General features: G+C 71.8%; 17 protein-coding genes. 2 read left to right on the top strand and 15 right to left on the bottom strand.

Going from position 1 to position 21,632, the window contains the following annotated elements; translation table 11 throughout:
* Positions 1 to 119: 119 nt before the first annotated feature.
* Entirely contained in the window at positions 120 to 2,102 is a 1,983-nt protein-coding gene (locus CHB94_RS10005) for a 2-oxoacid:acceptor oxidoreductase subunit alpha (RefSeq protein WP_089336428.1), read from the top strand.
* Positions 2,099 to 3,193, top strand: coding sequence for a 2-oxoacid:ferredoxin oxidoreductase subunit beta (locus tag CHB94_RS10000; protein ID WP_089336427.1), 1,095 nt, complete (start codon positions 2,099 to 2,101; stop codon positions 3,191 to 3,193). Before CHB94_RS10005 ends, CHB94_RS10000 begins: the two co-directional genes overlap by 4 nt.
* Before the next feature lie 3 nt (positions 3,194 to 3,196).
* Here the strand turns inward: CHB94_RS10000 and CHB94_RS09995 are convergent, their stop codons facing one another.
* The 15 genes from CHB94_RS09995 to CHB94_RS09925 form a co-directional block, all read right to left on the bottom strand.
* Complete coding sequence (locus tag CHB94_RS09995) at positions 3,197 to 4,375, bottom strand: PQQ-dependent sugar dehydrogenase (protein WP_254920548.1); 1,179 nt, start codon at positions 4,373 to 4,375, stop codon at positions 3,197 to 3,199.
* 14 nt (positions 4,376 to 4,389) lie between these two features.
* The gene (locus CHB94_RS09990) at positions 4,390 to 5,445 is read right to left on the bottom strand and encodes a polyprenyl synthetase family protein (RefSeq protein WP_089336426.1); all 1,056 of its coding nucleotides are present in this window, start codon (positions 5,443 to 5,445) and stop codon (positions 4,390 to 4,392) included.
* A complete protein-coding gene (nuoN, locus tag CHB94_RS09985; RefSeq protein ID WP_089336425.1) occupies positions 5,445 to 6,983 on the bottom strand; it encodes an NADH-quinone oxidoreductase subunit NuoN in 1,539 nt (512 codons plus the stop codon). The genes CHB94_RS09990 and nuoN overlap by 1 nt, the downstream gene beginning before the upstream one ends.
* Positions 6,980 to 8,575: an NADH-quinone oxidoreductase subunit M gene (locus tag CHB94_RS09980; RefSeq protein WP_089336424.1), complete on the bottom strand. Its 1,596-nt coding sequence runs from the start codon at positions 8,573 to 8,575 to the stop codon at positions 6,980 to 6,982. Before CHB94_RS09980 ends, nuoN begins: the two co-directional genes overlap by 4 nt.
* A 64-nt stretch (positions 8,576 to 8,639) precedes the next feature.
* On the bottom strand, positions 8,640 to 10,547 hold the full coding sequence (gene nuoL / locus CHB94_RS09975; protein WP_254920545.1) for an NADH-quinone oxidoreductase subunit L: 1,908 nt from the start codon (positions 10,545 to 10,547) through the stop codon (positions 8,640 to 8,642).
* A gap of 20 nt (positions 10,548 to 10,567) precedes the next feature.
* A complete protein-coding gene (nuoK, locus tag CHB94_RS09970) occupies positions 10,568 to 10,867 on the bottom strand; it encodes an NADH-quinone oxidoreductase subunit NuoK (protein WP_089336423.1) in 300 nt (99 codons plus the stop codon).
* A 73-nt stretch (positions 10,868 to 10,940) separates the two neighbouring features.
* The gene (locus CHB94_RS09965) at positions 10,941 to 11,759 is read right to left on the bottom strand and encodes an NADH-quinone oxidoreductase subunit J (RefSeq protein ID WP_089336422.1); all 819 of its coding nucleotides are present in this window, start codon (positions 11,757 to 11,759) and stop codon (positions 10,941 to 10,943) included.
* The gene (gene nuoI / locus CHB94_RS09960) at positions 11,756 to 12,415 is read right to left on the bottom strand and encodes an NADH-quinone oxidoreductase subunit NuoI (protein WP_254920544.1); all 660 of its coding nucleotides are present in this window, start codon (positions 12,413 to 12,415) and stop codon (positions 11,756 to 11,758) included. The genes CHB94_RS09965 and nuoI overlap by 4 nt, the downstream gene beginning before the upstream one ends.
* Positions 12,408 to 13,904, bottom strand: coding sequence for an NADH-quinone oxidoreductase subunit NuoH (gene nuoH / locus CHB94_RS09955; RefSeq protein WP_089336516.1), 1,497 nt, complete (start codon positions 13,902 to 13,904; stop codon positions 12,408 to 12,410). Before nuoH ends, nuoI begins: the two co-directional genes overlap by 8 nt.
* The gene (locus CHB94_RS09950; protein ID WP_089336421.1) at positions 13,904 to 16,426 is read right to left on the bottom strand and encodes an NADH-quinone oxidoreductase subunit G; all 2,523 of its coding nucleotides are present in this window, start codon (positions 16,424 to 16,426) and stop codon (positions 13,904 to 13,906) included. The genes nuoH and CHB94_RS09950 overlap by 1 nt, the downstream gene beginning before the upstream one ends.
* Positions 16,423 to 17,751 (bottom strand): NADH-quinone oxidoreductase subunit NuoF, encoded by a 1,329-nt coding sequence (gene nuoF / locus CHB94_RS09945; RefSeq protein ID WP_089336420.1) that lies wholly within the window; start codon positions 17,749 to 17,751, stop codon positions 16,423 to 16,425. Before nuoF ends, CHB94_RS09950 begins: the two co-directional genes overlap by 4 nt.
* 5 nt (positions 17,752 to 17,756) lie before the next feature.
* Positions 17,757 to 18,809, bottom strand: a complete 1,053-nt coding sequence (gene nuoE / locus CHB94_RS09940) for an NADH-quinone oxidoreductase subunit NuoE (protein WP_089336419.1) — start codon at positions 18,807 to 18,809, stop codon at positions 17,757 to 17,759.
* A complete protein-coding gene (locus CHB94_RS09935; RefSeq protein ID WP_089336418.1) occupies positions 18,806 to 20,134 on the bottom strand; it encodes an NADH-quinone oxidoreductase subunit D in 1,329 nt (442 codons plus the stop codon). Before CHB94_RS09935 ends, nuoE begins: the two co-directional genes overlap by 4 nt.
* A 76-nt stretch (positions 20,135 to 20,210) precedes the next feature.
* Positions 20,211 to 20,960: an NADH-quinone oxidoreductase subunit C gene (locus tag CHB94_RS09930; protein ID WP_089336417.1), complete on the bottom strand. Its 750-nt coding sequence runs from the start codon at positions 20,958 to 20,960 to the stop codon at positions 20,211 to 20,213.
* Positions 20,957 to 21,625 carry a NuoB/complex I 20 kDa subunit family protein gene (locus CHB94_RS09925; RefSeq protein ID WP_089336416.1) on the bottom strand — a complete coding sequence of 223 codons (669 nt, stop codon included), beginning with the start codon at positions 21,623 to 21,625 and terminating at the stop codon, positions 20,957 to 20,959. Before CHB94_RS09925 ends, CHB94_RS09930 begins: the two co-directional genes overlap by 4 nt.
* Positions 21,626 to 21,632: the final 7 nt, after the last annotated feature.

Here is a 21,632-nt window from a genome sequence, read left to right as displayed (position 1 = left end):
CCCCGTCGGAATGAGGAACCGTCGCGGCCGGTTGGCAGATGAAGAGATCGAGGTGTCCGGATCGACATTCCGGCCGAGGACACACGCACGTAACCTCGGCCGGTGGAGGTAGACCGCTGATGACACGCACCAACCCGACCCTCACGACCGGCGCCCCGTCCATCGACGGCTCGGCCGCGGTGCACAGCGCCGCGCCCGGCGGACTCGTGAAGAGCGTCGTCGAGCTGGACCGCGTGGTCATCCGGCTGGCCGGCGACTCCGGCGACGGCATGCAGCTGACCGGCAACCGGTTCACGAGCGAGACGGCGAGCTTCGGCAACGACCTGTCGACGCTGCCGAACTTCCCGGCCGAGATCCGGGCGCCAACGGGGACCCTGCCGGGGGTCAGCTCCTTCCAGCTGCACTTCGCCGACCACGACATCATGACGCCGGGCGACGCCCCGGACGTCCTGGTCGCGATGAACCCGGCGGCACTGAAGGCCAACCTCGCCGACCTCCCCGGCGGCGGCCTGCTGATCGTCGACTCCGACGAGTTCACCCCGCGGAACCTCGCCAAGGTGGGCTATGCGACCAACCCGCTCGAGGATGGCTCCCTGGAGGGCTGGCAGACCGTCAGCGTGCCCCTGACGGGGATGACCCTGGACGCGCTCAAGGACTCGGGCCTCGGCAAGAAGGAGGCCGAGCGCTCCAAGAACATGTTCACGCTGGGCCTCCTCTCCTGGATGTACCACCGGCCGACCGAGGGCACGATCCGATTCCTCGAGCGCACCTTCCGCCGCAAGCCCGAGATCGCCGCGGCCAACATCGCGGCCTTCCGCGCGGGGTACAACTACGGCGAGACGACGGAGGCCTTCGCGGTCTCCTACGAGGTCAAGCCCGCGCCGATGGCGCCCGGCCGCTACCGCAACATCTCCGGGAATCAGGCGCTCGCCCTCGGCCTGGTGGCCGCCGGTCAGCGCGCGAAGCTGCCGATGTTCCTCGGCGCGTACCCCATCACCCCCGCCTCGGACATCCTCCACGAGCTGTCCAAGCACAAGTCCTTCAACGTGCGCACGTTCCAGGCCGAGGACGAGATCGCCGGCATCGCGTCGGCGATCGGCGCCTCCTTCGGTGGGGCCCTCGGCGTGACGACGACGTCCGGGCCCGGTGTGTCCCTGAAGTCCGAGGCGATGGCCCTGGCGGTGATGACCGAGCTGCCGCTGGTCATCGTCGACGTCCAGCGCGGCGGCCCGTCGACCGGCCTGCCGACGAAGACCGAGCAGTCGGACCTGCTCCAGGCGATGTTCGGTCGCAACGGCGAGGCACCCATCCCAGTGATCGCCCCCCGGTCCCCCGGCGACTGCTTCGACGCCGCCATGGAGGCGTGCCGGATCGCGCTCACGTACCGGACGCCGGTCATCCTGCTGTCCGACGGCTACCTGGCCAACGGAGCCGAGCCGTGGGCCATCCCGGCCGTCGACGAGCTGCCCGACCTGACCCAGGCGGTGCAGTTCGCCACCGAGCCCAACGGCGAGAACGGCGAGTTCCTCCCGTACCTGCGCGACGAGAAGACGCTCGCCCGGCCGTGGGCGGTCCCGGGGACCGCCGGTCTGCAGCACCGTATCGGCGGGCTGGAGAAGGCCGACCGGACCGGCAACATCTCCTACGACCCGGCCAATCACGACTTCATGACCCGCACCCGCCAGGCCAAGGTCGACGGCATCGCCGCCGACCTCCCGCCCACCGAGGTCGACGACCCCGACGGTGACGCGCGGGTCGCCGTGATCGGCTGGGGCTCCACCTACGGGCCGGTCGGCGCCGCCTGCCGGCGCATCCGCCGGTCCGGCCGGTCGGTGGCCCAGATCCACCTGCGCCACATCAACCCGATGCCCGCCGACCTCGGCGACATCCTGCGCCGCTACGACCGCGTCGTCTGCCCCGAGATGAACCTCGGCCAGCTGGCCATGCTGCTGCGCGCCAAGTACCTGATCGACATCGAGAGCCACACCCAGGTCCGCGGCCTGCCCTTCCGGGCCGCCGAACTCGCGGCCGTGCTCCAGGACGCCATCGACTCCACCCACGGCGCACCACTGAGCGTCGACGCCACCGGAGGCGCGGAATGACCACCGTTGAACTCGGCATGCCGGCCGAGGGGCCCATCGCCGACGCCGTCGCCGCGTCGGTCGCGACGCACGGACCGAAGCAGACCGAGCTGAAGGCCAAGGACCTCAAGACCGACCAGGAGGTGCGCTGGTGCCCGGGGTGCGGTGACTACGTCATCCTCAACGCGGTCCAGAGCTTCCTCCCGAGCCTCGGCATCGCTCGCGAGGACATGGTGATCGTGTCGGGGATCGGGTGCTCCTCCCGCTTCCCGTACTACATGAACACCTACGGGATGCACTCCATCCACGGGCGGGCGCCGGCGATCGCGACCGGGCTGGCCGCCTCGCGCCCCGACCTCTCGGTCTGGGTGGTCACCGGTGACGGCGACGCGCTGTCCATCGGCGGCAACCACCTGATCCACGCGCTGCGTCGCAACGTGAACATGACGATCCTGCTGTTCAACAACCGGATCTACGGCCTGACCAAGGGCCAGTACTCGCCGACGTCGGAGGTCGGGAAGGTCACCAAGTCCACCCCGATGGGCTCGCTGGACCACCCGTTCAACCCGGTGTCGCTGGCGCTGGGCGCCGACGCGACGTTCGTGGGCCGGGCCATGGACTCCGACCGCAAGGGGCTCACCGAGGTGCTGCGGCAGGCCGCCGAGCACCAGGGCACCTCGCTGGTGGAGATCTACCAGAACTGCAACATCTTCAACGACGGCGCGTTCGAGCTGCTGAAGGACCCGACCACCGGCACCCAGTGGTCGATCCCGCTCGAGCACGGCAAGCCCCTGGTCTTCGGCCCGGGAGGCGCCTCGTGCGTGGTGCGCGACGACTTCGGCGGACTGCGGATCGCCGAGACCAACCAGGTCGACGAGTCCGAGATCGTGGTCCACGACGCCCATCGGGAGAACCCGGCCTACGCGTTCGCGCTGTCCCGGCTGTCCAGCCAGGACCTGCGCTACACGCCGATGGGCGTCTTCCGGTCGGTGCAGAAGCCGACCTACGAGGCCATGATGGCCGAGCAGCTCGACATGGCCCGCGTGCAGGCGCCCGCCGACCTCGACGCCCTCCTGGCCGGCAACGACACCTGGACGGTGGAGTCCCGGTAGACCTCAGCGGCGGGGGGCGACGCGCAGCAGCGCGTCCTCCCCGCCGCCGTTGTCGGTGGTCAGGTACAGCGCGCCGTCGCTCCCCTGGAGCACGCTGCGGATCCGGCCGTACCGCCCCTCGAGCTCGGGCAGCCGGAACTGCTCGACCAGCGCGCCGTCGTCGTCGAGCCGTAGGGCCAGCACCCCCTGCCCCTTGAGCAGCGCCACGAGCAGCAATCCGTCGTAGGCCCCCCACTCCTGACCCTCTAGGAACGTCGCGCCGCTGGGGGCCAGCGTCGGCACGCCCGAGGACCACACGGCCGGGATCGCTCCCGGGATCCCGCGGTCGGTCATGGGCACGCTCTCGTCGTAGCCACCGCCGCCGGGGTTCCACCCGTAGTTGCCGCCGGCCTGCAACAGATTGACCTCGTCGTCGCGGTCCGGGCCGTGCTCGACCGCGAACACCTGGCCGCTGCCCGCTCGGACGGCCAGCCCCTGGACGTTGCGGTGGCCGAGGGTCCAGACCGCCCGTTCACCGGTGGCCGGATCGACGCGGAGCACCTTGCCGCCGAGCGCACGAGGGTCCTGGGCGACGCCGCCGTCGGCGACGTCGCCCGTGCCGACCAGCAGCGCACCGTCGGGCGCGAAGGCGAGCCGGCATCCACCATGCCGGCCGGTGCGGGCGTTGACCGGGATTCCCCCGACCAAGGGGTCCGCGACCCGGGTGGCCGAGCTCCAGTCGTCGCTGACCGTCCAGGCGATCACCGCGATGGACGCCGGGAGCGACGTGCGGCCGTCCCAGCGGACACCCTGGCAGCTGTAGAAGCGCCGGTTCTGCCCGAAGGCGGGATCCAGGGACAGACCCATGAGGCCGGTCTCCCCCTGGGCGAAGAGATCACCGAAGTCGGCGCGGACGTCACGCACGGAGCCGTCCGGGAGCACCGCGGTGAACCCTCCGGAGCGCTCGTCGACCAGCAGCGTCCCGTCGGGGGCCTGGGCGACGTCCCAGGGGTGGTCGAACCCCTCGGCGACGACGGCCACGTCGAGCGCCGGCGCGACAGCGGCCGCGGACGAGCCGGGCGGCGGGGCTCCCGGCGATGCGGGTGGACCGCCGACCGCCGTGTCCGTGCACCCGGCCAGGACGAGCAGCAGCAGGGCCACCATGCAGGGCCCCACTGCGAGCTTGCGAGCGGTGGGGGGCATGGGGGGTCCTTTCGCTAGCTGGTGCGGGTGACCACGTAATCGCAGAGGGCCGACAGCGCGTCCCGGACGTCTCCGGCCGGAACGGCGTCGAGGCGGGCACGAGCACGGTCGGCGTACTGGGCGAGCACGTCGTTGGCGCGCTCCAGGGCCGCCGAGGACCGCAGCAGGGCGAGCGCCTCGGCGTGGTCGTCGTCATCGGTCACCGGAGCGGCGACGAGTTGCCGCAGCCGCGCGTCGGCCGGATCGTCGTCGGCCAGCGCGAACAGCACTGGCAGGGTCGCGATCCCCTCGCGCAGGTCGGTGCCGGGCGACTTCCCCGAGGCCCCGTCCTGGCTGACGATGTCGAGCAGGTCGTCGGAGAGCTGGAACGCGACGCCGACCTCCTCGCCGAAGGCGGTGAGCGCGTCGACCAGCGACCGGTCCACGCCGGCGAAGCTCGCGCCGAAGCGGGCGGAGGTGGCCACCAGGGACCCGGTCTTGTCGGCCAGGACGTCGAGGTAGTGCGCGACCGGGTCCACCCCGGGCTCCGCGCCGACGGTCTCCCGGATCTGGCCGGTGACCAGCCGCTCGAAGGTCTGTGCCTGGATGCGTACCGCCTCGGGCCCGAGGTCGGCCAGCAGGTCGGAGGCGCGGGCGAAGAGCAGGTCGCCGGTGAGGATGGCGATGCTGTTGGTCCAGCGGCTGTTCGCGCTGGGAGCGCCCCGGCGGACGGCGGCCTCGTCCATGACGTCGTCGTGGTACAGCGTGGCCAGGTGGGTCAGCTCGCACACCACCGCCGACTCGGTGACCCCCGGAGCGTCCGGGTCGCCCAGCTGCGCGGCGAGCAGGGCCAGCATCGGCCGGAAGCGCTTGCCGCCCGCGGACATCAGGTGACCGGCTGCCTCCCGGATGAAGGCGTGCTCGCTCCCCACCGCCTCGGCCAGCGCCGACTCCACGCGGGCGAGGCCCTCGGCGAGCGCCGCACCCAGCGCCCCCTCCGGCAGCCAGGGGCCGATCGTGGACGCCGGGGTGGAGATCCGACGCTGCACCTCGACAATGGTGCCCTCGACTGCGGCACGGGCTCCGGTCATCAACCGACGAAGATAGCCGCCTGCTCGGCGACGTCGAGCACCGACCCGGGCACGATGCCGAGCGCGACCGTCGCCGTGGCCGTGATGGCCAGGACGATCGTCGTGGGCAGGCCCGGGACGCCCACGGTCGGCCCGTCGGCCGCCGGGGACGAGAAGTACATGAGCACGATGACCCGCAGGTAGAAGAACGCGGCGACGGCGCTGGCGAGGAGGGCCACCAGGGCCAGCGGCCAGGCACCCTCCTCGATCGCCGCCCGGAACACCGCGAACTTCCCGGTGAAGCCCGCGGTCAGCGGGATCCCGGCCAGCGCGAGGAGGAACAGCGCCATCACCGCGGCGACGAGCGGGGAGCGGGAGGCGAGCCCGGCCCACTGCGAGAGATGGGTCGCCTCCCCGTCGCCCACCCGGATCAGCGTCAGGACGGCGAAGGCGCCGAGAGTGGTCAGCCCGTAGGCCAGCAGGTAGAACATCGTGGCCGCCAGGCCCGAGCCCTCGCCGCCGGCCCCGAGCCCGATGACGCCGGTCAGCAGGAACCCGGCATGGGCGATCGAGGAGTAGGCCAGCATCCGCTTGAGATCGGTCTGGGTGAGGCCGAGGACGGCGCCGACGATCATGGACACGATGGCGACGCCGTAGACCAGCGGCCGCCACGTCCACTCCGCCGTGCCGAAGGCGACGTAGAGCAGCCGCAGGATGGCCCCGAAGGCGGCCACCTTCGTGCAGGCCGCCATGAAGGCGGTGACGGGGGTGGGGGCACCCTGGTAGACGTCCGGCGTCCAGGTGTGGAAGGGCGCGACGCTGGCCTTGAACAGCAGGCCTACGACGAGCAGCGCCAGGCCCAGCACCAGCAGGATGTCGGTGCCGTCCGCGAGCGAGGCCGACCGGATGTCGCTGAACCGGACGCTGCCGGTGGCGCCGTAGACCAGCGCCAGCCCGTAGAGGAAGAACGCCGAGGCGAAGGCGCCGAGGAGGAAGTACTTGACCGCCGCCTCCTGGGACAGCAGCCGCCGCCTCCGGGCCATCCCGCTGATCAGGTAGAGCGGGAGGCTGAGCACCTCGAGCGCGACGAACATGATGAGCAGGTCGTTGGCGGCGGTGAACAGCATCATCCCGCCGATGGCGAAGCTGGCCAGGGGGTAGACCTCGGTCTGCACGCGGGTCGAGGTGAGCAGCTCCCGGTCGCGCGGGCTGCCCGCCGGAACGGCCGCGGAGGTGACGAAGGCCGACCGCGCCGGGTCCAGCGACCGCTCGGCGAACAGCAGGAGGGACAGCGCCCCCAGGCCGGCGATCGTCGCCTGGAGGAACAGCCCCGCGCCGTCGACGGCCAGCGCTCCCCCGGCGGTGATCTCCCGGCTCCCGGCCAGCAGCAGGGTGCACACCAGCGCGCCCACCGTGCCCACGAGGGCGACGGAGACCTGCACGGGGTGCCGGGTGTCCCGGGGCCAGAAGGCCTCGACGAGGACGCCGACGCAGGCCGCCCCGAAGATGAACAGCAGCGGCGCCAGGGCGGCGAGGGAGAGGTCAGGGGCCTCGATCATCGGGCGGTCCCTCCGAGGTCGCTCATGGTGGCGCTGACGGCCGGCTCGATGAGGCCGAGCAGCGGCTGCGGGTACACGCCGAGGACGATGATCAGCGCCACGAGCGGTGCCACCACCGCGAGCTCACGCCGGTCGAGGTCGAGCACGCGCAGCGAGCGGGTCGGGGCGGCGAGCGTCGCGGTCGCACCACCTCCGGCCGGCAACGGCTCGGCAGGGTCCTCCTGCAGGAGGACGCCGCGGGGCGGGCCGTGCATCGTCCGCTGGTACATCAGCAGGATGTAGAGCGCGGCCAGGATGATCCCGGCCGTCGCCAGGATCGTGAACACCGGCTGCGTGGGGAACGAGCCGATCAGCACGAGGAACTCGCTGACGAAGCTGTTGGTGCCCGGCAGCGCCAGGGAGGCCAGCCCCGCGACGAGGAACACGCCGGCCAGCAGCGGCGCCTTCGCCGCCACTCCCCCGTAGTCACCGATCTGCCGGGACCGGCCGCGGGCGATGAGCATCCCGACGACCAGGAACAGCAGGCCGGTCGCGATCCCGTGGTTCACCATGTACAGCACCGCGCCGGTGGCGGCCTCGGTCGTGAAGGCGAAGATGCCCAGCGCGATGAAGCCGAAGTGCGAGATCGAGGTGTAGGCCACCAGTCGCTTCATGTCGCTCTGGCCCATCGCCAGCAGGGCGGCGTACAGGATGCCGGCCACGGCGAGCACCAGCACGTACGGCGCGAAGAACCGCGATGCGTCCGGGAACAGCGGCAGGCAGTAGCGCAGGAAGCCGAACGTGCCGACCTTGTCCAGGACGCCGACCAGCAGGACCGCACCACCGATGGGAGCCTCGGAACCGGAGTCGGGCAGCCAGGTGTGGAACGGCACGAGCGGGGCCTTGATCGCGAACGCGATGAAGAAGCCGAGGAACAGCAGCTTCTGCACGCCGGGGTCGATCTCGAGCCCGCGGAGGGCGTCGAACGCGAACGTCCCCTCACCCAGCTGACTGTTGCTCACCACGTACAGGCCGATGACGGCGGCCAGCATGATCAGGCCGCCGACCAGGCTGTAGAGGAAGAACTTCACCGCGGCGTACTGCCGCCGGGGCCCGCCGAAGCTCCCGATGATGAAGTACATCGGGACGAGCATCGCCTCGAAGAAGACGTAGAACAGGAACACGTCGGTCGCGGCGAAGACGCCGACCATCATCGCCTCGAGCAGCAGCAGCCAGGCGAAGTAGGCCTTCATCGACCGCTTGTCGGTCGCCACGTCCCCGATGCCGGCGGCGTCGTCCTGCCAGGAGGCGCCGATCACGACCGGTACGAGCACCCCGATGAGCAGCAGCATGACCAGGGCGATGCCGTCGACGCCGAGGGCGAAGGAGACCCCGAAGTCGGCGATCCAGGTCCAGGAGCTGGTCAGCTGGAAGCGCTCTCCGGCGGTGTCGAACGCGACGGCGGCGAGCACGGCGAGCACCAGCACCAGCAGGCTCACTCCGAGCGCCACCTGCCTGGCCAGCTGGTCGCGGCCCCGGGGCAGCGCCGCGACGACGGCCGCCCCGACCGCGGGCACCGCGATCATGAGCAGCAGGAACGGCAGGTCGCTCACGATCGGTATCCCTTTCCGGAGGTCTGGCTCGGTGCCGGCTGTCCGCACCCGCGGGGCGCTGCGCTCATCCCGCCGTCACCGCCAGCAGGGCGCCCGCGACGAGCACGGCGCCGCCGAGCATGCCGAGGGCGTACGTGCGCACGAAGCCGGTCTGCGCCCGGCCCAGCCGCGACGACGAGCCGCCGAGCGTGGCGGCCAGGCCGTTGACCGCGCCGTCCACGCCCCGGTTGTCGACGAACACCAGCGCCCGGGTCAGCCACTGGCCGGGGCGCATGAACAGCGACTCGTTGACGGCATCGGCGTACAGGGCGTGGCGGGCCGCCCGGGTGACCGGGGAGACCCGCACGGGCGCGGTGACCGGCACCTCGCGGCGACCGACGAACAGCCAGGCCGCGAGGACGCCGAGCGCCATCACCGCGGTCACCACCAGGCCCACGGTCAGCGGCGCGACCACGTGGGCGGCCTCCTCCGGCTCGCCGAACACCGGCTCCAGCCAGCCCGAGAGCGGGAACGCCGACACGAGCAGGAAGCCCGCGCCCACCGAGCCGACGGCCAGGACGATCATGGGCGCCGTCATCACCGAGGGCGCCTCGTGCGGGTGCACGCCGTCCTCCCACCGCGCCCGGCCGAAGAAGGTCATGAGCATCAGCCGGGTCATGTAGAAGGCGGTCAGCCCGGCACCGAGGACGGCGACACCGCCGAGGACCCAGCCCCAGACGTCGCCGCGGTCCAGCGCCGCCTCGATGATCGCGTCCTTGGTGAAGTAGCCGGACAGGAACGGGAAGCCGATCAGGGCCAGGTAGCCCAGGCCGAACGTCGCGAAGGTGATCGGCAGCTTGTTCCAGAGGCCACCGAACCGGCGCATGTCCACCGAGTCGTTCATCGCGTGCATGACCGAGCCGGCGCCGAGGAAGAGACCCGCCTTGAAGAACCCGTGCGCGAGCAGGTGCGCCAGGCCGGCGACGTAGCCGGCGGGGCCGAGCCCGACGGCCAGGAACATGTAGCCGATCTGGCTGACCGTCGAGTACGCCAGCACCTTCTTGATGTCGTCGTACGCGCAGCCGGCGATGGCGCCGATCAGCAGGGTGACCGCGCCGACCGCCAGGACGGCGGCCCGCGCGGTGGGCGTCTCGTCGTAGATCGGCGCGCAGCGGGCGATCAGGTAGACGCCCGCGGTGACCATGGTCGCGGCGTGGATGAGCGCGGAGACCGGGGTGGGGCCCTCCATGGCGTCGGGTAGCCATGCCTGCAACGGGAACTGCCCCGACTTGCCGCACGCCCCGAGCAGGAGCAGCAACCCGAGCGCCGTCACCGTGCCGCCGGCGAGGGTGCCGACCGCACCGAAGACGCCCGCGTAGGAGGTCGTCCCCAGCTGGGCGAACATCACGAAGATCGCCAGGGCCAGGCCGACGTCGCCGACCCGGTTCATGATGAACGCCTTCTTGGCCGCCGTGGCCGCCGCCGGTCGGGTGTACCAGAAGGCGATGAGCAGGTAGGACGCCAGACCCACACCCTCCCAGCCGACGTACAGGGCCACGAAGCTGTTGCCGAGGACCAGCAGCAGCATCGCCGCGACGAAGAGGTTGAGGTAGGCGAAGAAGCGGCGGCGCGCGGGGTCGTGCGCCATGTAGCCGATCGAGTAGATGTGGATCAGTGAGCCCACGCCGGTGATCAGCAGCACGAACACCGCTGAGAGCGGGTCGTAGAGCAACCCCGCCCGGACGTCGAGCTCACCGGTGGAGATGAAGGTGAACAGCTCCACCTCGGCCGAGCGCTCCTCCAACCCGGCGAGCTGGAAGGTGCACGCCACCGCGAGCACGAAGGCGGCGACGACGGTCGCCGTCCCCAGCAGGTGGCCCCAGCGGTCGGTGCGCCGACCGCCCAGCAGCAGCACCGCGGCGCCGGCCAGCGGCAGCGCGATCAGCAGCCACGACAAGCCGAGCAGCCCGTCGGCGGGCAGCGTCTCAGACACAGATGTCCCCGTCTCGCGCGTCAGTACTTGAGCAGGTTGGCGTCGTCGACCGAGGCGGACCTGCGGGTCCGGTAGATCGACATGATGATCGCGAGACCGACGACGACCTCGGCCGCGGCGACGACCATGACGAAGAAGGCCATGATCTGGCCGTCGACGGTGCCGGTGGCCCGGGCGAAGGTGACCAGCGTCAGGTTCACCGAGTTGAGCATCAGCTCGATGCACATGAACACGACGATCGCGTTGCGGCGCACGAGGACGCCGACGGCGCCGATCGTGAACAGGATCGCCGCGAGCACCAGGTAGTACGTGAGGGTCATGACATCTCCTCGCCGGCGCTCGCCGCCGTCATGCGCCCGGGTGCTCCGCCCCGGGGCTCGCTCGCACGCTCGCTCACTGCTCCCGCCCTCCGGGGATGGCGCTGGGCGTGCCCTCGGTGGTGCCGAGTGCCGCGTCCGGCGTGCCGAACTGCTCCCGGCCGGTGGGCCGGGGCATCTCGTCGGGCTCCTGCGGCTCGATGCCGGTCGCCAGGCTGGCCTCCGACGGGCTGCCGTCGGGCAGGATCGCCGGCACGGCCACCGAGTTGGCGCGGGCGAAGACGCCGGGCCCGGGCAGCGTCTGCGGCCGGTCCGAGGTGAGGAAGCGGGCCCGCGAGAGCTCCTTCTGCGTCTGCCGGGCCCCCGGCGCCCGCTCGATGTGCGCCAGGACCATGGCCCCCACGGCCGCGGTGATCAGCAGCGCGCTGGTGACCTCGAAGGCGAGCAGGTAGTCGGTGAACAGCCGCTCGGCGATCGCCGGGATGTTGCCCGCCTCCCCCTGGGCGCCCTCCAGGCCGATGACCGTCAGGCCCCGCGTGGCCCGGGCGATCCCCGCGCCGACGAGGGCGGCGAAGCCGACGCCCAGGACGGTGGCCGCGATCCGCTGCCCGCGGAGGGTCTCCACGACGGAGTCCGAGGAGTCCCGGCCGACGAGCATGAGGACGAACAGGAACAGGATCATGATGGCGCCGGTGTAGACGATGATCTGCACCGCGCCGAGGAACGGCGCCTCCTGCACGACGTAGAACACACCCAGCGCCAGCATGGTGTTGACCAGCCACAGCGCGGAGTGGACCGCGTTGCGGCTGAACACCATGCCCAGTGCGCCGGCCAGCGCGATCGGGCCCAGCACCCAGAAGACGACGGTCTCGGCACCGCTGAGGGTCTCGGTCATGCCCGCTCCCCCACGGTGCTCTCGTCCCGCACCCTGACGGCCTCCGCCGGCGCCGAGCCGGGCACGCGCAGGTAGTAGTCCTTCTCGTCGTCGCCCAGCCGCATCGGGTGCGGCGGGGCCTCCATGCCGGGCAGCAGCGGCGCCATCAGCTGCTCCTTGGTGTAGATCAGATCGCGACGGTTGTCGTCGGCGAGCTCGAAGTCGTTGCTCATGGTCAACGAGCGGGTCGGGCAGGCCTCGATGCACAGTCCGCAGAAGATGCAGCGCAGATAGTTGATCTGGTAGACCGCGCCGTACCGCTCACCGGGTGAGAAGCGGGCGTCCTCGGTGTTGTCGCCGCCCTCGACGTAGATCGCGTCGGCCGGGCACGCCCAGGCGCACAGCTCGCAGCCGACGCACTTCTCCAGGCCGTCCGGGTGCCGGTTCAGCACGTGCCGCCCGTGGTAGCGCGGCTTGGTCACCTTGGGCTCGAACGGGTACTGCTCGGTGGTCACCTTGCGGAAGATCTGCGCGAAGGTGACCCCGAACCCCTGCGCGGGCGCGGGGAGCAGGCCGTCCCGGACGGCGGGACGGTTGCGGCCGCCCTCCGAGGAGCGCTCGACCTCCCCGCGCGAACGCCGGACCATGTCCTGTTCGCCCGGCTTGCGCTCAGACATCACCGTTCTCCTTGGTGGTGTTCGGGGCGGTCGCGGGGTCCAGAACGGTGCTGGTCGCGCCCCGTCGTCCGGTTCCGACGACCGTGCCGTCGGTACTCACCTGCTGGCGCCGCAGCCGCGGCGACGGCGGCACCTTCAGGTCCATCGGCGGCACCGGGAAGCCGCCCTCGGCACGGCTGGGGCCGCCGGTGATCCGGCGCCGCGGGCCGGCCGGGGGCAGGATGTCGGGTTCCGGATCCGTGGCGTGGACCGCGCCGGCCGAGGCCTGCTCGGCCATGAGCCGGGTGTCCCGGTTGGCCGCCCGGCTGGCGATGAGCAGGCCGCCGAGGACGACCGCCGCCAGCGGCACGCCGACGTAGAGGGCGACCTCGCCGGTGGACAGCTCGGCCTCGCGGGAGACGGTGCGCATGGTGGCGACGACGAGGATCCACAGCAGCGCGGTGGGAACGAGCACCTTCCACCCGAAGCGCATGAACTGGTCGTAGCGGAGTCGGGGCAGCGTGCCGCGCAGCCAGATGAACACGAACAGCGCAACGACCACCTTGAGGAAGAACCAGAGCAGCGGCCACCAGCCGGTGTTGGCGCCGTCCCAGATGGAGATCGGCCACGGGGCCCGCCACCCACCGAGGAACAGGGTCGCGGCGAGCGCCGAGACGGTCACCATGTTGACGTACTCGGCCAGGAAGAACAGCGCGAACTTCAGCGACGAGTACTCGGTGTGGAAGCCGCCGACGAGTTCGCTCTCGGCCTCGGGGAGGTCGAAGGGCGCACGATTGGTCTCGCCGACGACGGCGATGACGTAGATGACGAACGAGACCGGCAGCAGGATCGCGTACCAGCTCGGACCGGTGAACTCCCAGCCGAAGAAGGACAGCTGGTTGCCGTCCGCCTGGGCGGCCACGATCTCCGACGTCGACATCGTGCCGGCGTAGAGGAAGACCGCGACGATCGACAGGCCCATCGCGATCTCGTAGCTGACCATCTGCGCGGCGCTGCGCAGCCCGCCCAGCAGCGGATAGGTCGAGCCGGAGGCCCAGCCGGCCAGCACGATGCCGTACACGCCCATCGCGGAACAGGCGAGGACGATGAGGACGCCGATGGGGGCGTCGGTGAGCTGCAGCGGGGTGCGCTCGCCGAAGATGCTGACCGTCGGTCCCAGCGGGATGACCGAGAAGGCGAGGAACGCCGGGATGGTGGCGATGACCGGCGCCAGGAAGTAGACCGGCTTGTCGGCCAGCGCCGGCATGATGTCTTCCTTGAACGCCAGCTTCAGCCCGTCGGCCAGGCTCTGCAGGTAGCCGCGGGGGCCGACCCGGTTGGGGCCGATCCGCTGCTGCATGCGGGCGACGACCTTGCGCTCGAACACGATCGCGAACAGCGTCATGAAGACCAGCACGGCGAAGATGCCGACGATCTTGATCAGCACGATCCACCAGACGTCGTGCCCGAAGTCCTCGAGCGTCGGCTGGTCGGGGCTGGCCAGGAACATCACAGCGCGCCTCCCGTCGGGGCGGCAAGGGCGGGGGACACGGTCAGGCGCACGACGCCACCGGGGCCGGTGCCGAGGTCGGAGCGGACGTCGCTGCCCGGTGATCTCATGGGGAGCCACACCACCTGGTCGGGCATGGGCGTGATCCGCACCGGCAGGCTCACCGATCCCGTCGGTCCGCTGACGGTGACCCGGTCTCCCTCGACGATGCCGAGCGCACCGGCGGTGCCGGCGCCGATGCGGACCACCGGCGGCCGGGCCGTGCCCGCGAGCTCGGGCTCGTCCCGCTGCAGCGTCCCGACGTCGAGCAACTGCCGCCAGGAGGCCAGCACGGCCTCGCCGGCGCGGAGGGACGGCGCGGGCTGGGGTGGCACGTCGAGGCCCTGCACCTGGATCGCCCTCTGGATCGCGTGGCCCTCGGCCGGGCGGCGGACCGCACCCAGGGCGGCGAGCTCCGCCCGTGCCGCCTCGGGGGTGGGCAGCCGCAGGTCGACGTCCATCTCGTCGGCCAGGCCCTGCAGCACCCGTCCGTCCGTCAGCTGTCCGCTGCCGTGCAGGGTCGCGTCGAAGAACCGCGCACGGCCCTCCCAGTCCAGGTAGCTGCCGGCCTTCTCGGGGGCGGCGGCGACCGGGAGGACGACGTCGGCCCACTGGGTGACGGTCGTCGGGAACATCTCCAGGCTGACCACGAACGAGGCGCTCGCCAGGGCTGTCTCGGCCAGTGCCGGGTCGGGCAGGTCGCCGGGGTCGACGCCGCCGACGAGCAGTCCGGGGAGCTTCCCGTCCCGGACGGCGGTCAGGATGCCGGTGAGGTCGCGCCCGGGCCCCGCCGGCAGCTCGGCGCCGGCCCCCCACAGCGCGGCCACCTCGGCCCGTGCGGTCCCGTCGCCGACGCTGCGCCCACCCGGGAGCAGGTTCGGCAGCGCGCCGGCCTCGACGGCCCCGCGCTCCCCCGCCCTGCGGGGCACCCAGGCGACCCGCGCCCCGGTGGCCCGCGAGAGGGCGATGAGGGCGGAGAACGCCCCGGGAACCTCGGCCAGCCGCTCGCCGGCCAGCACGACGGCACCCGGCAGACGCAGCGCCTCGACCGCCGGACCACCCCAGGTGCCGTCGGCGAGCGCGCGCAGCGACTGCGCCTCCGCGCCGGGCAGCGTGGTGAGGACGGTGGCCTGCAGCTTCTCGGCGGCCCGCGTGGCGAACGGCGCGAGGTCGAAGACCGGGAGGTTCTTCGTGCGCACGGCCCGGCGCAGCCGCAGGAAGACGATCGGCGACTCCTCCTCCGGCTCGAAGCCGGCGAGCAGCACCGCGGGGGCCTTCCCGAGCTCGTCGTAGGTGACCCCGCCACGCCCCGGGCCGGTGCCGGCAACGGTCGCGGCCAGGAACGCGAGCTCCTCGGCCGAGTGGGCGCGGGCGCGGGCGTCGATGTCGTTGGTGCCCAGCGCCAGGCGCGCGAACTTCGCGTAGGCATAGGCGTCCTCGACGGTCAACCGGCCGCCGGGCAGGACGCCGACCCCGCCGTCCTCACGGGCCTGCAGGAGTCCCGCCGCCGCGGCGGCCCAGGCCTCGGGCCAGGAGGCCGGCTGCAGCTCGCCGTCCCGCCGGACCAGGGGCGTGGTCAGCCGCTGATTGGCAGTGACGTAGCGGAACGCGTAGCGCCCCTTGTCACAGGTCCACTCCTCGTTGACCGCCGGGTCGTCCCCGGCCTGCCGGCGGGTGACCTTGCCACGCCGGTAGTCGGTGCGCATCGCACAACCCGACGCGCAGTGCTCGCAGACGCTGGCCTCGCTGCGCAGGTCGAAGGGGCGGGCCCGGAAGCGGTACTGCGCGCTGGTCAGCGCACCGACCGGGCAGATCTGGGTGGTGTTGCCCGAGAAGTAGGACTCGAACGGCTCGTCCTCGTAGATGGCGACCTGCTCCAGCGCACCGCGCTCGAACAGCTCGATGAACGGGTCGCCGGCCACCTGCTGGGAGAAGCGGGTGCAGCGGGCGCAGAGCACGCAGCGCTCGCGGTCGAGCAGCACCTGGCTGCTGATCGGCAACGGCTTGGAATAGGTCCGCTTCTCGTCGACGAACCGGCTCTCGGTGCGGCCGTTGCTCATCGCCTGGTTCTGCAGCGGGCACTCGCCGCCCTTGTCACACGTCGGGCAGTCGAGCGGGTGGTTGATCAGCAGCAGCTCCATCGTGCCCTGCTGGGCCTTGTCGGCGACCGGGCTGGTCAGCTGCGTGTGGACCTCCATGCCCTCGGTGACCGGCATGGTGCAGGAGGCCACCGGCTTGCGCTGCCCCTCCACCTCCACCAGGCACTGCCGGCAGGCGCCGACCGGCTCCAGCAACGGGTGGTCGCAGAACCGCGGGATGAAGACCCCGACCTGCTCGGCCGCGCGGATGATCAGCGTCCCCTTGGGGACGGCGACGTCGAAGCCGTCGATGGTGCAGTGCACGGCGTCCGGCGGGGTGTGCGGACCGGGGGCGCCGGGCGGAACCGCGGGAGCGGGCTGCGGCGCGGCGGGAGTGATCGTCACGAGGCGACTCCGACGGGCTCGATGCGGAGGCTGCGACCGAGCCGGGCCTGCTCCTCGGGCGGCAGCAGGGCGACGTAGTCGTCCTTGAAGTACTTCAGCGAGCTGGAGATGCAGCTGGTGGCGCCGTCGCCGAGGGCGCAGAACGAGCGGCCGAGGATGTTGTCGCAGGTGTCGACCAGCAGGTCGAGGTCCTGGGCGGTGCCCCGGCCGTGGGCGATCCGGTCGAGGATCTGCACCAGCCAGTAGGTGCCCTCGCGACAGGGGGTGCACTTCCCGCAGCTCTCGTGGGCGTAGAACTCGGTGAACCGAAGGGTGGCCTCGACGATCGAGTCGGTCTCGTCGAACACCATGAGCGCCGTCGTGCCGAGCATGGAGCCCGCGGCCGCCACCGAGTCGAAGTCCAGCGGCACGTCGAGGTGTTCGGCGGTGAAGTACGGCGTCGAGGACCCGCCCGGCGTCCAGAACTTGAGCTCGTGTCCGGGACGGACCCCGCCGGCCATCTCCAGCAGCTCGCGCATCGTCGTCCCCATCGGGGCCTCGTACTGGCCCGGCCGGACGACGCGACCCGACAGCGAGTAGATCTTCGGGCCCGGCGACTTCTCCGGTCCGAACTCCTTGAACCAGTCGGAGCCACCGCGGACGACGAACGGGACGCTGGCCAGCGTCTCGACGTTGTTGATGACCGTCGGGGCGCCGTAGAGGCCGGCGACGGCGGGGAACGGCGGCTTGAGACGCGGCTGCCCGCGGTAGCCCTCGAGCGAGTCGAGCAGCGCGGTCTCCTCGCCGCAGATGTAGGCGCCCGCGCCGGCGTGCACGATCAGTTCGAGGTCGTAGCCGGTGCCGAGGATGTCGGTCCCGAGGTAGCCCGCGGCGTAGGCCTCCTCGACGGCGGACATCAGCCGGCGGTGGGCGTGCACGGCCTCCCCGCGCACGTAGATGACCGCCAGGTGCGAGCGGATCGCGTAGGCCGAGATGATCACGCCCTCGATGAGCGAGTGCGGGTCGGCCATCATCAGCGGCAGGTCCTTGCAGGTGCCCGGCTCCCCCTCGTCGGCGTTGACGACCAGGTACTTGGGCATCGCCGCCGGGCCGGTCGGCGTCTCCCCAGGCTTGGGCTGCGGGATGAAGCTCCACTTCATGCCCGTCGGGAAGCCCGCGCCGCCCCGGCCGCGCAGGCCGGAGTCCTTGACCAGGGCGACCAGCTCCTCCGGCGTCATCGACAGCGCGGTGCGCAGCGCCGAGTAGCCGTCGAGCCGCTCGTACGTGGCCAGCCGCCAGGACTGGTCGGCGCCCCACCGGGTGGTGAGGACAGGGGTGAGAGGCATGGGGATCAGGCCTTCCCAAGGGGTGGATTCGGGCTGGGCGACCCGGCAGCAGGGCCCTGGCCGGACGTGCCCGGCTCCTGCCCCGCAGGTGTGTCGGTGCCTTCGCGCCCGTCGGGCAGCCGCCGCCGGGCGGGCTCGGGAGCGTCGGGGTGGGAGCCGGCGGCACCGGCCTTCTCGGCCGGGGTGTCCGCGGCGGCGACGCGCGCGTCGGCCGCCTCCTTGCCCGGGCTCTCCCCCGTCCGGCCGGACGGTGCGACGGTGGCCGCCGGTTCCTCGGCGTCCGGTGCCGGCGCGGCGGGACGCCGCATCGCCGGCGCGGACTCCCCGCGCTCCTCCGCGAGCCGGAGGCCCGCGAGGGTCGGCCCGAGCGCAGCCGGCGCGTCGACCGCGGCGCGGGCGGCGGCGTCGTCGCCGTGCTGGGAGAAGCCGGCGAGCTGGCGGGAGATGCCCTTGAAGTCGGTGAGGGGAGCGCCGCGGGTGGGCGCCGGCTTCTCGCCGCGGCGCAGGGCCGCCACGAGCGCACGGGCGCTCTCGACGTCCTGCTGGTCGTAGAACTCGTAGTCGACGGTGACGACCGGCGCGTAGTCACAGGCGGCCAGGCACTCGGCGTGCTCGAGGGTGATCGAGCCGTCGGCCGTCGTCTCGTCGTGGTGGACGCCGAGATCGGAGCTGAGCGCGTCCATGATCCGCTGTCCGCCGAGGACGCTGCACAGCGTGTTGGTGCAGACGCTGACCAGGTGGCGGCCGGTGGGACGGCGCTTGTACATCGTGTAGAAGGTCGCGACCGCGCCCACCTCGGCCTTGGTCAGGCCCAGCTCCTCGGCGCAGAGAGCGACGCCCTCGGGCGAGACGTAGCCCTGCACCGACTGGACCAGGTGCAGCATCGGCAGCAGCGCCGATCGGGCCACCGGGTAGCGGGCGATGATCTCCCGCGCCTCGAGGCGGGTCTGCTCGGTCAGCGGCGGCAGCTCGGCGAGGGTCTCCGGGGAGGAGTCCACCGGCGTGTCGACGAGGCCGGTCGTCGCCACACCCTCGGGCGATCCAGGAAGCGCGCTCATCTGTCCACTCCCCCCATGACGGGGTCGATCGACGCGATGGCCGCGATGACGTCGGCGATCATGCCGCCCTCACTCATCGCTGCCGTGGCCTGCAAGTTCACGAAACTTGGGTCCCGTACGTGGACGCGCCACGGACGGGTGCTGCCGTCGCTGACCACGTGGTAGCCGAGCTCACCGCGGGGTGACTCGATCGGCACGTAGACCTGGCCGGCGGGGACCCGGAATCCCTCGGTGACCAGCTTGAAGTGGTGGATCAGGGCCTCCATCGACTGGCCCATGATGTGGCGGACGTGGTCGAGGGAGTTGCCCATGCCGTCGGCGCCCAGGGACAGCTGCGCCGGCCAGGCGATCTTGCGGTCCTCGACCATGACCGGGCCCGGCTCGAGCCGGTCGAGGGCCTGCGCGATCAGCTTGAGCGACTCGTTGATCTCGGCCATCCGGACCAGGTAGCGGCCCCAGGCGTCGGCGGTGTCGGCGGTGGGCACCTCGAAGTCGTAGGTCTCGTAGCCGAGGTAGGGCTCGGTCTTGCGCAGGTCCCAGGGCAGGCCCGCCGACCGCAGCACCGGGCCCGTGACGCCGAGCGCGAGGCAGCCGGTCACGTCGAGGTAGCCGACGTCCTTGAGCCGCCGCTGCCAGATCGGCTGTCCGGTGAGCATCCGGTGGTAGTCGGCCACCCGCTTCGGCATGACCGCCAGGAACTCGCGGATGTGCTCGACCGCGCCCTCGGGGAGGTCCTGGGCCAGCCCGCCGGGACGGATGTAGGCGTGGTTCATCCGCAGGCCGGTGATCTCCTCGAGCAGGTCCAGGCACATCTCCCGCTCGCGGAACCCGTTCGTCATCGCGGTCAGCGCGCCCAGCTCCATGCCGCCGGTCGCCAGGCCCACGAGGTGCGAGGCGATCCGGTTGATCTCCATGACCAGCACCCGGATGGTGGCCGCGCGCTGCGGGATCTCGATGCCCAGCAGCTTCTCGACCGCCATGCAGTAGGCGGCCTCGTTGTACAGCGGGGCCAGGTAGTCCATGCGGGTCACGAAGGTCGTGCCCTGCGTCCAGTTGCGGTACTCGGTGTTCTTCTCGATGCCCGTGTGCAGGTAGCCGATGGTCACCCGCGCCTTGGTCACCGTCTCGCCCTCGAGGTCGAGGATCAGCCGGAGGACGCCGTGCGTGGACGGGTGCTGCGGCCCCATGTTCACGACGAGGCGTTCCTCGCCGTGCGGGTCGGCGAAGGTGAGGTCCCAGTCCCCGCCCGTGACCGTGTAGACGCGGCCCTCGGTGGTCTCGCGGGAGCCGGCGTACGGGTCGGCCTCGTTGTAGATGGTGCTCATCGGTACGCCCTCCGGGTGCCGGGCAACGGGTGGGCGGGCGGGAGCGGCTGTCGACCGACCGACGTCAGGTCCCGGCTCACCGGTACGCCCTCCGGGTGTCGGGCGGGGGAATGGTTGCGCCGTGGTACTCCACGGGGACGCCGCCGAGGGGGTAGTCCTTGCGCTGCGGGTGCCCGTCCCAGTCGTCGGGCATGAGGATCCGGGTGAGCGCCGGGTGGCCGTCGAAGACGATGCCGAACATGTCCCAGGTCTCGCGCTCGTGCCAGTCCGCCGTCGGGTAGATGCCGGTGACCGACGGGACGTGCGCGTCCTCGGCCGTGACGGCCACCTCCAGCCGGATGCGACGCCGGTAGGTCATCGAGGTCAGGTGGTAGACGACGTGCAGGCGCGGACGGTCGGGCGTGGCCACCGGACCGCCGCTGTCGAGGTAGTCGACGCCGGAGACGCTGCTGCACAGCTCGAAGCGCAGGGCGTCGTCGTCACGCAGCGCCTGGACCAGGGTCAACAGGTGCTCACGGGCGACGAAGTAGGTGATCTCGCCGCGGTCGACCAGGACCCGGTACACGGCGGCGGCGAACGTGGCCTCCCCGACCGCCTCGATCAGGGCGTCGGTGACCTCGTCGAAGTAGCCGCCATAGGGGCGGTCCGTCGAGTGCAGGGCCACCGCACCGCCGGGCTCGACCCGGACCAGGCCGCCGAAGCCGGAGGTGTCACCGCTGCCGCTGACGCCGAAGGCGCCCTTCCGGAAGCCGCCGCTCCGCGCCGTGCTGGCGTCGTAGCCGGCCTCCTCGCGGCCGGGGACGACCTCGCCGCCGTCGTTGCTCATCGCCGCTCACCCGGCAGCAGCACGGCATTGCCGCCCCGCTGCTCGATGCCGAACTGCCCGGTGCGACCTTCCGCGGCGGCCTCCTCGTAGGCGCGACGGGCGGACTTGTCGACACGCACGGTCGACGGCATCTCGACGTGCAGCTCCTTCGCCGTCCCCTCCTCGCGGGCCCGCTCCAGCTGACGGGCGCGCTTCTCGCCGAGCGGCTCGTGCTGGATCTTGTGGTGCAGCTTGAGGATGGCGTCCATCAGCATCTCCGGCCGCGGCGGGCAGCCGGGCAGGTACATGTCGACCGGGACGACGTGGTCGACGCCCTGGACGATCGCGTAGTTGTTGAACATGCCGCCGGAGCTGGCGCAGACCCCCATGGCGAGCACCCAGCGCGGTTCGGGCATCTGGTCGTAGATCTGGCGCAGGACCGGGGCCATCTTCTGACTGACCCGGCCCGCGACGATCATCAGGTCCGCCTGCCGCGGGGAGGCCCGGAAGACCTCCATGCCGAAGCGGGCCAGGTCGTAGCGGCCGGCGCCCGACGCCATCATCTCGATGGCGCAGCAGGCCAGGCCGAACGTGGCCGGCCACAGCGACGACTTGCGGGTCCAGTTGACCAGCTTCTCCACGCTGGTCAGCAGGACGCCGCTCGGCAGCTTCTCCTCGAGTCCCATGTCAGTG

This window comes from Blastococcus mobilis, from assembly GCF_900188025.1.
GTDB lineage: Bacteria > Actinomycetota > Actinomycetes > Mycobacteriales > Geodermatophilaceae > Blastococcus_B > Blastococcus_B mobilis.
The sequence above is the reverse complement of the archived record's forward strand: the minus strand, read 5'-3'. Positions and strand labels throughout refer to the sequence as shown.

Coding starts and splice junctions, on each gene's coding strand:
- CHB94_RS09965 (WP_089336422.1), bottom strand. CDS start 11,759: ATGACCGAGACCCTCAGCGGTGCCGAGACCGTCGTCTTCTGGGTGCTG.
- CHB94_RS09935 (WP_089336418.1), bottom strand. CDS start 20,134: ATGAGCACCATCTACAACGAGGCCGACCCGTACGCCGGCTCCCGCGAG.
- nuoI (WP_254920544.1), bottom strand. CDS start 12,415: ATGTCTGAGCGCAAGCCGGGCGAACAGGACATGGTCCGGCGTTCGCGC.
- nuoE (WP_089336419.1), bottom strand. CDS start 18,809: ATGAGCGCGCTTCCTGGATCGCCCGAGGGTGTGGCGACGACCGGCCTC.
- nuoH (WP_089336516.1), bottom strand. CDS start 13,904: ATGTTCCTGGCCAGCCCCGACCAGCCGACGCTCGAGGACTTCGGGCAC.
- CHB94_RS10000 (WP_089336427.1), top strand. CDS start 2,099: ATGACCACCGTTGAACTCGGCATGCCGGCCGAGGGGCCCATCGCCGAC.
- CHB94_RS09930 (WP_089336417.1), bottom strand. CDS start 20,960: ATGAGCAACGACGGCGGCGAGGTCGTCCCCGGCCGCGAGGAGGCCGGC.
- CHB94_RS10005 (WP_089336428.1), top strand. CDS start 120: ATGACACGCACCAACCCGACCCTCACGACCGGCGCCCCGTCCATCGAC.
- CHB94_RS09995 (WP_254920548.1), bottom strand. CDS start 4,375: ATGCCCCCCACCGCTCGCAAGCTCGCAGTGGGGCCCTGCATGGTGGCC.
- nuoF (WP_089336420.1), bottom strand. CDS start 17,751: ATGCCTCTCACCCCTGTCCTCACCACCCGGTGGGGCGCCGACCAGTCC.
- CHB94_RS09990 (WP_089336426.1), bottom strand. CDS start 5,445: ATGACCGGAGCCCGTGCCGCAGTCGAGGGCACCATTGTCGAGGTGCAG.
- CHB94_RS09925 (WP_089336416.1), bottom strand. CDS start 21,625: ATGGGACTCGAGGAGAAGCTGCCGAGCGGCGTCCTGCTGACCAGCGTG.
- nuoK (WP_089336423.1), bottom strand. CDS start 10,867: ATGACCCTCACGTACTACCTGGTGCTCGCGGCGATCCTGTTCACGATC.
- nuoN (WP_089336425.1), bottom strand. CDS start 6,983: ATGATCGAGGCCCCTGACCTCTCCCTCGCCGCCCTGGCGCCGCTGCTG.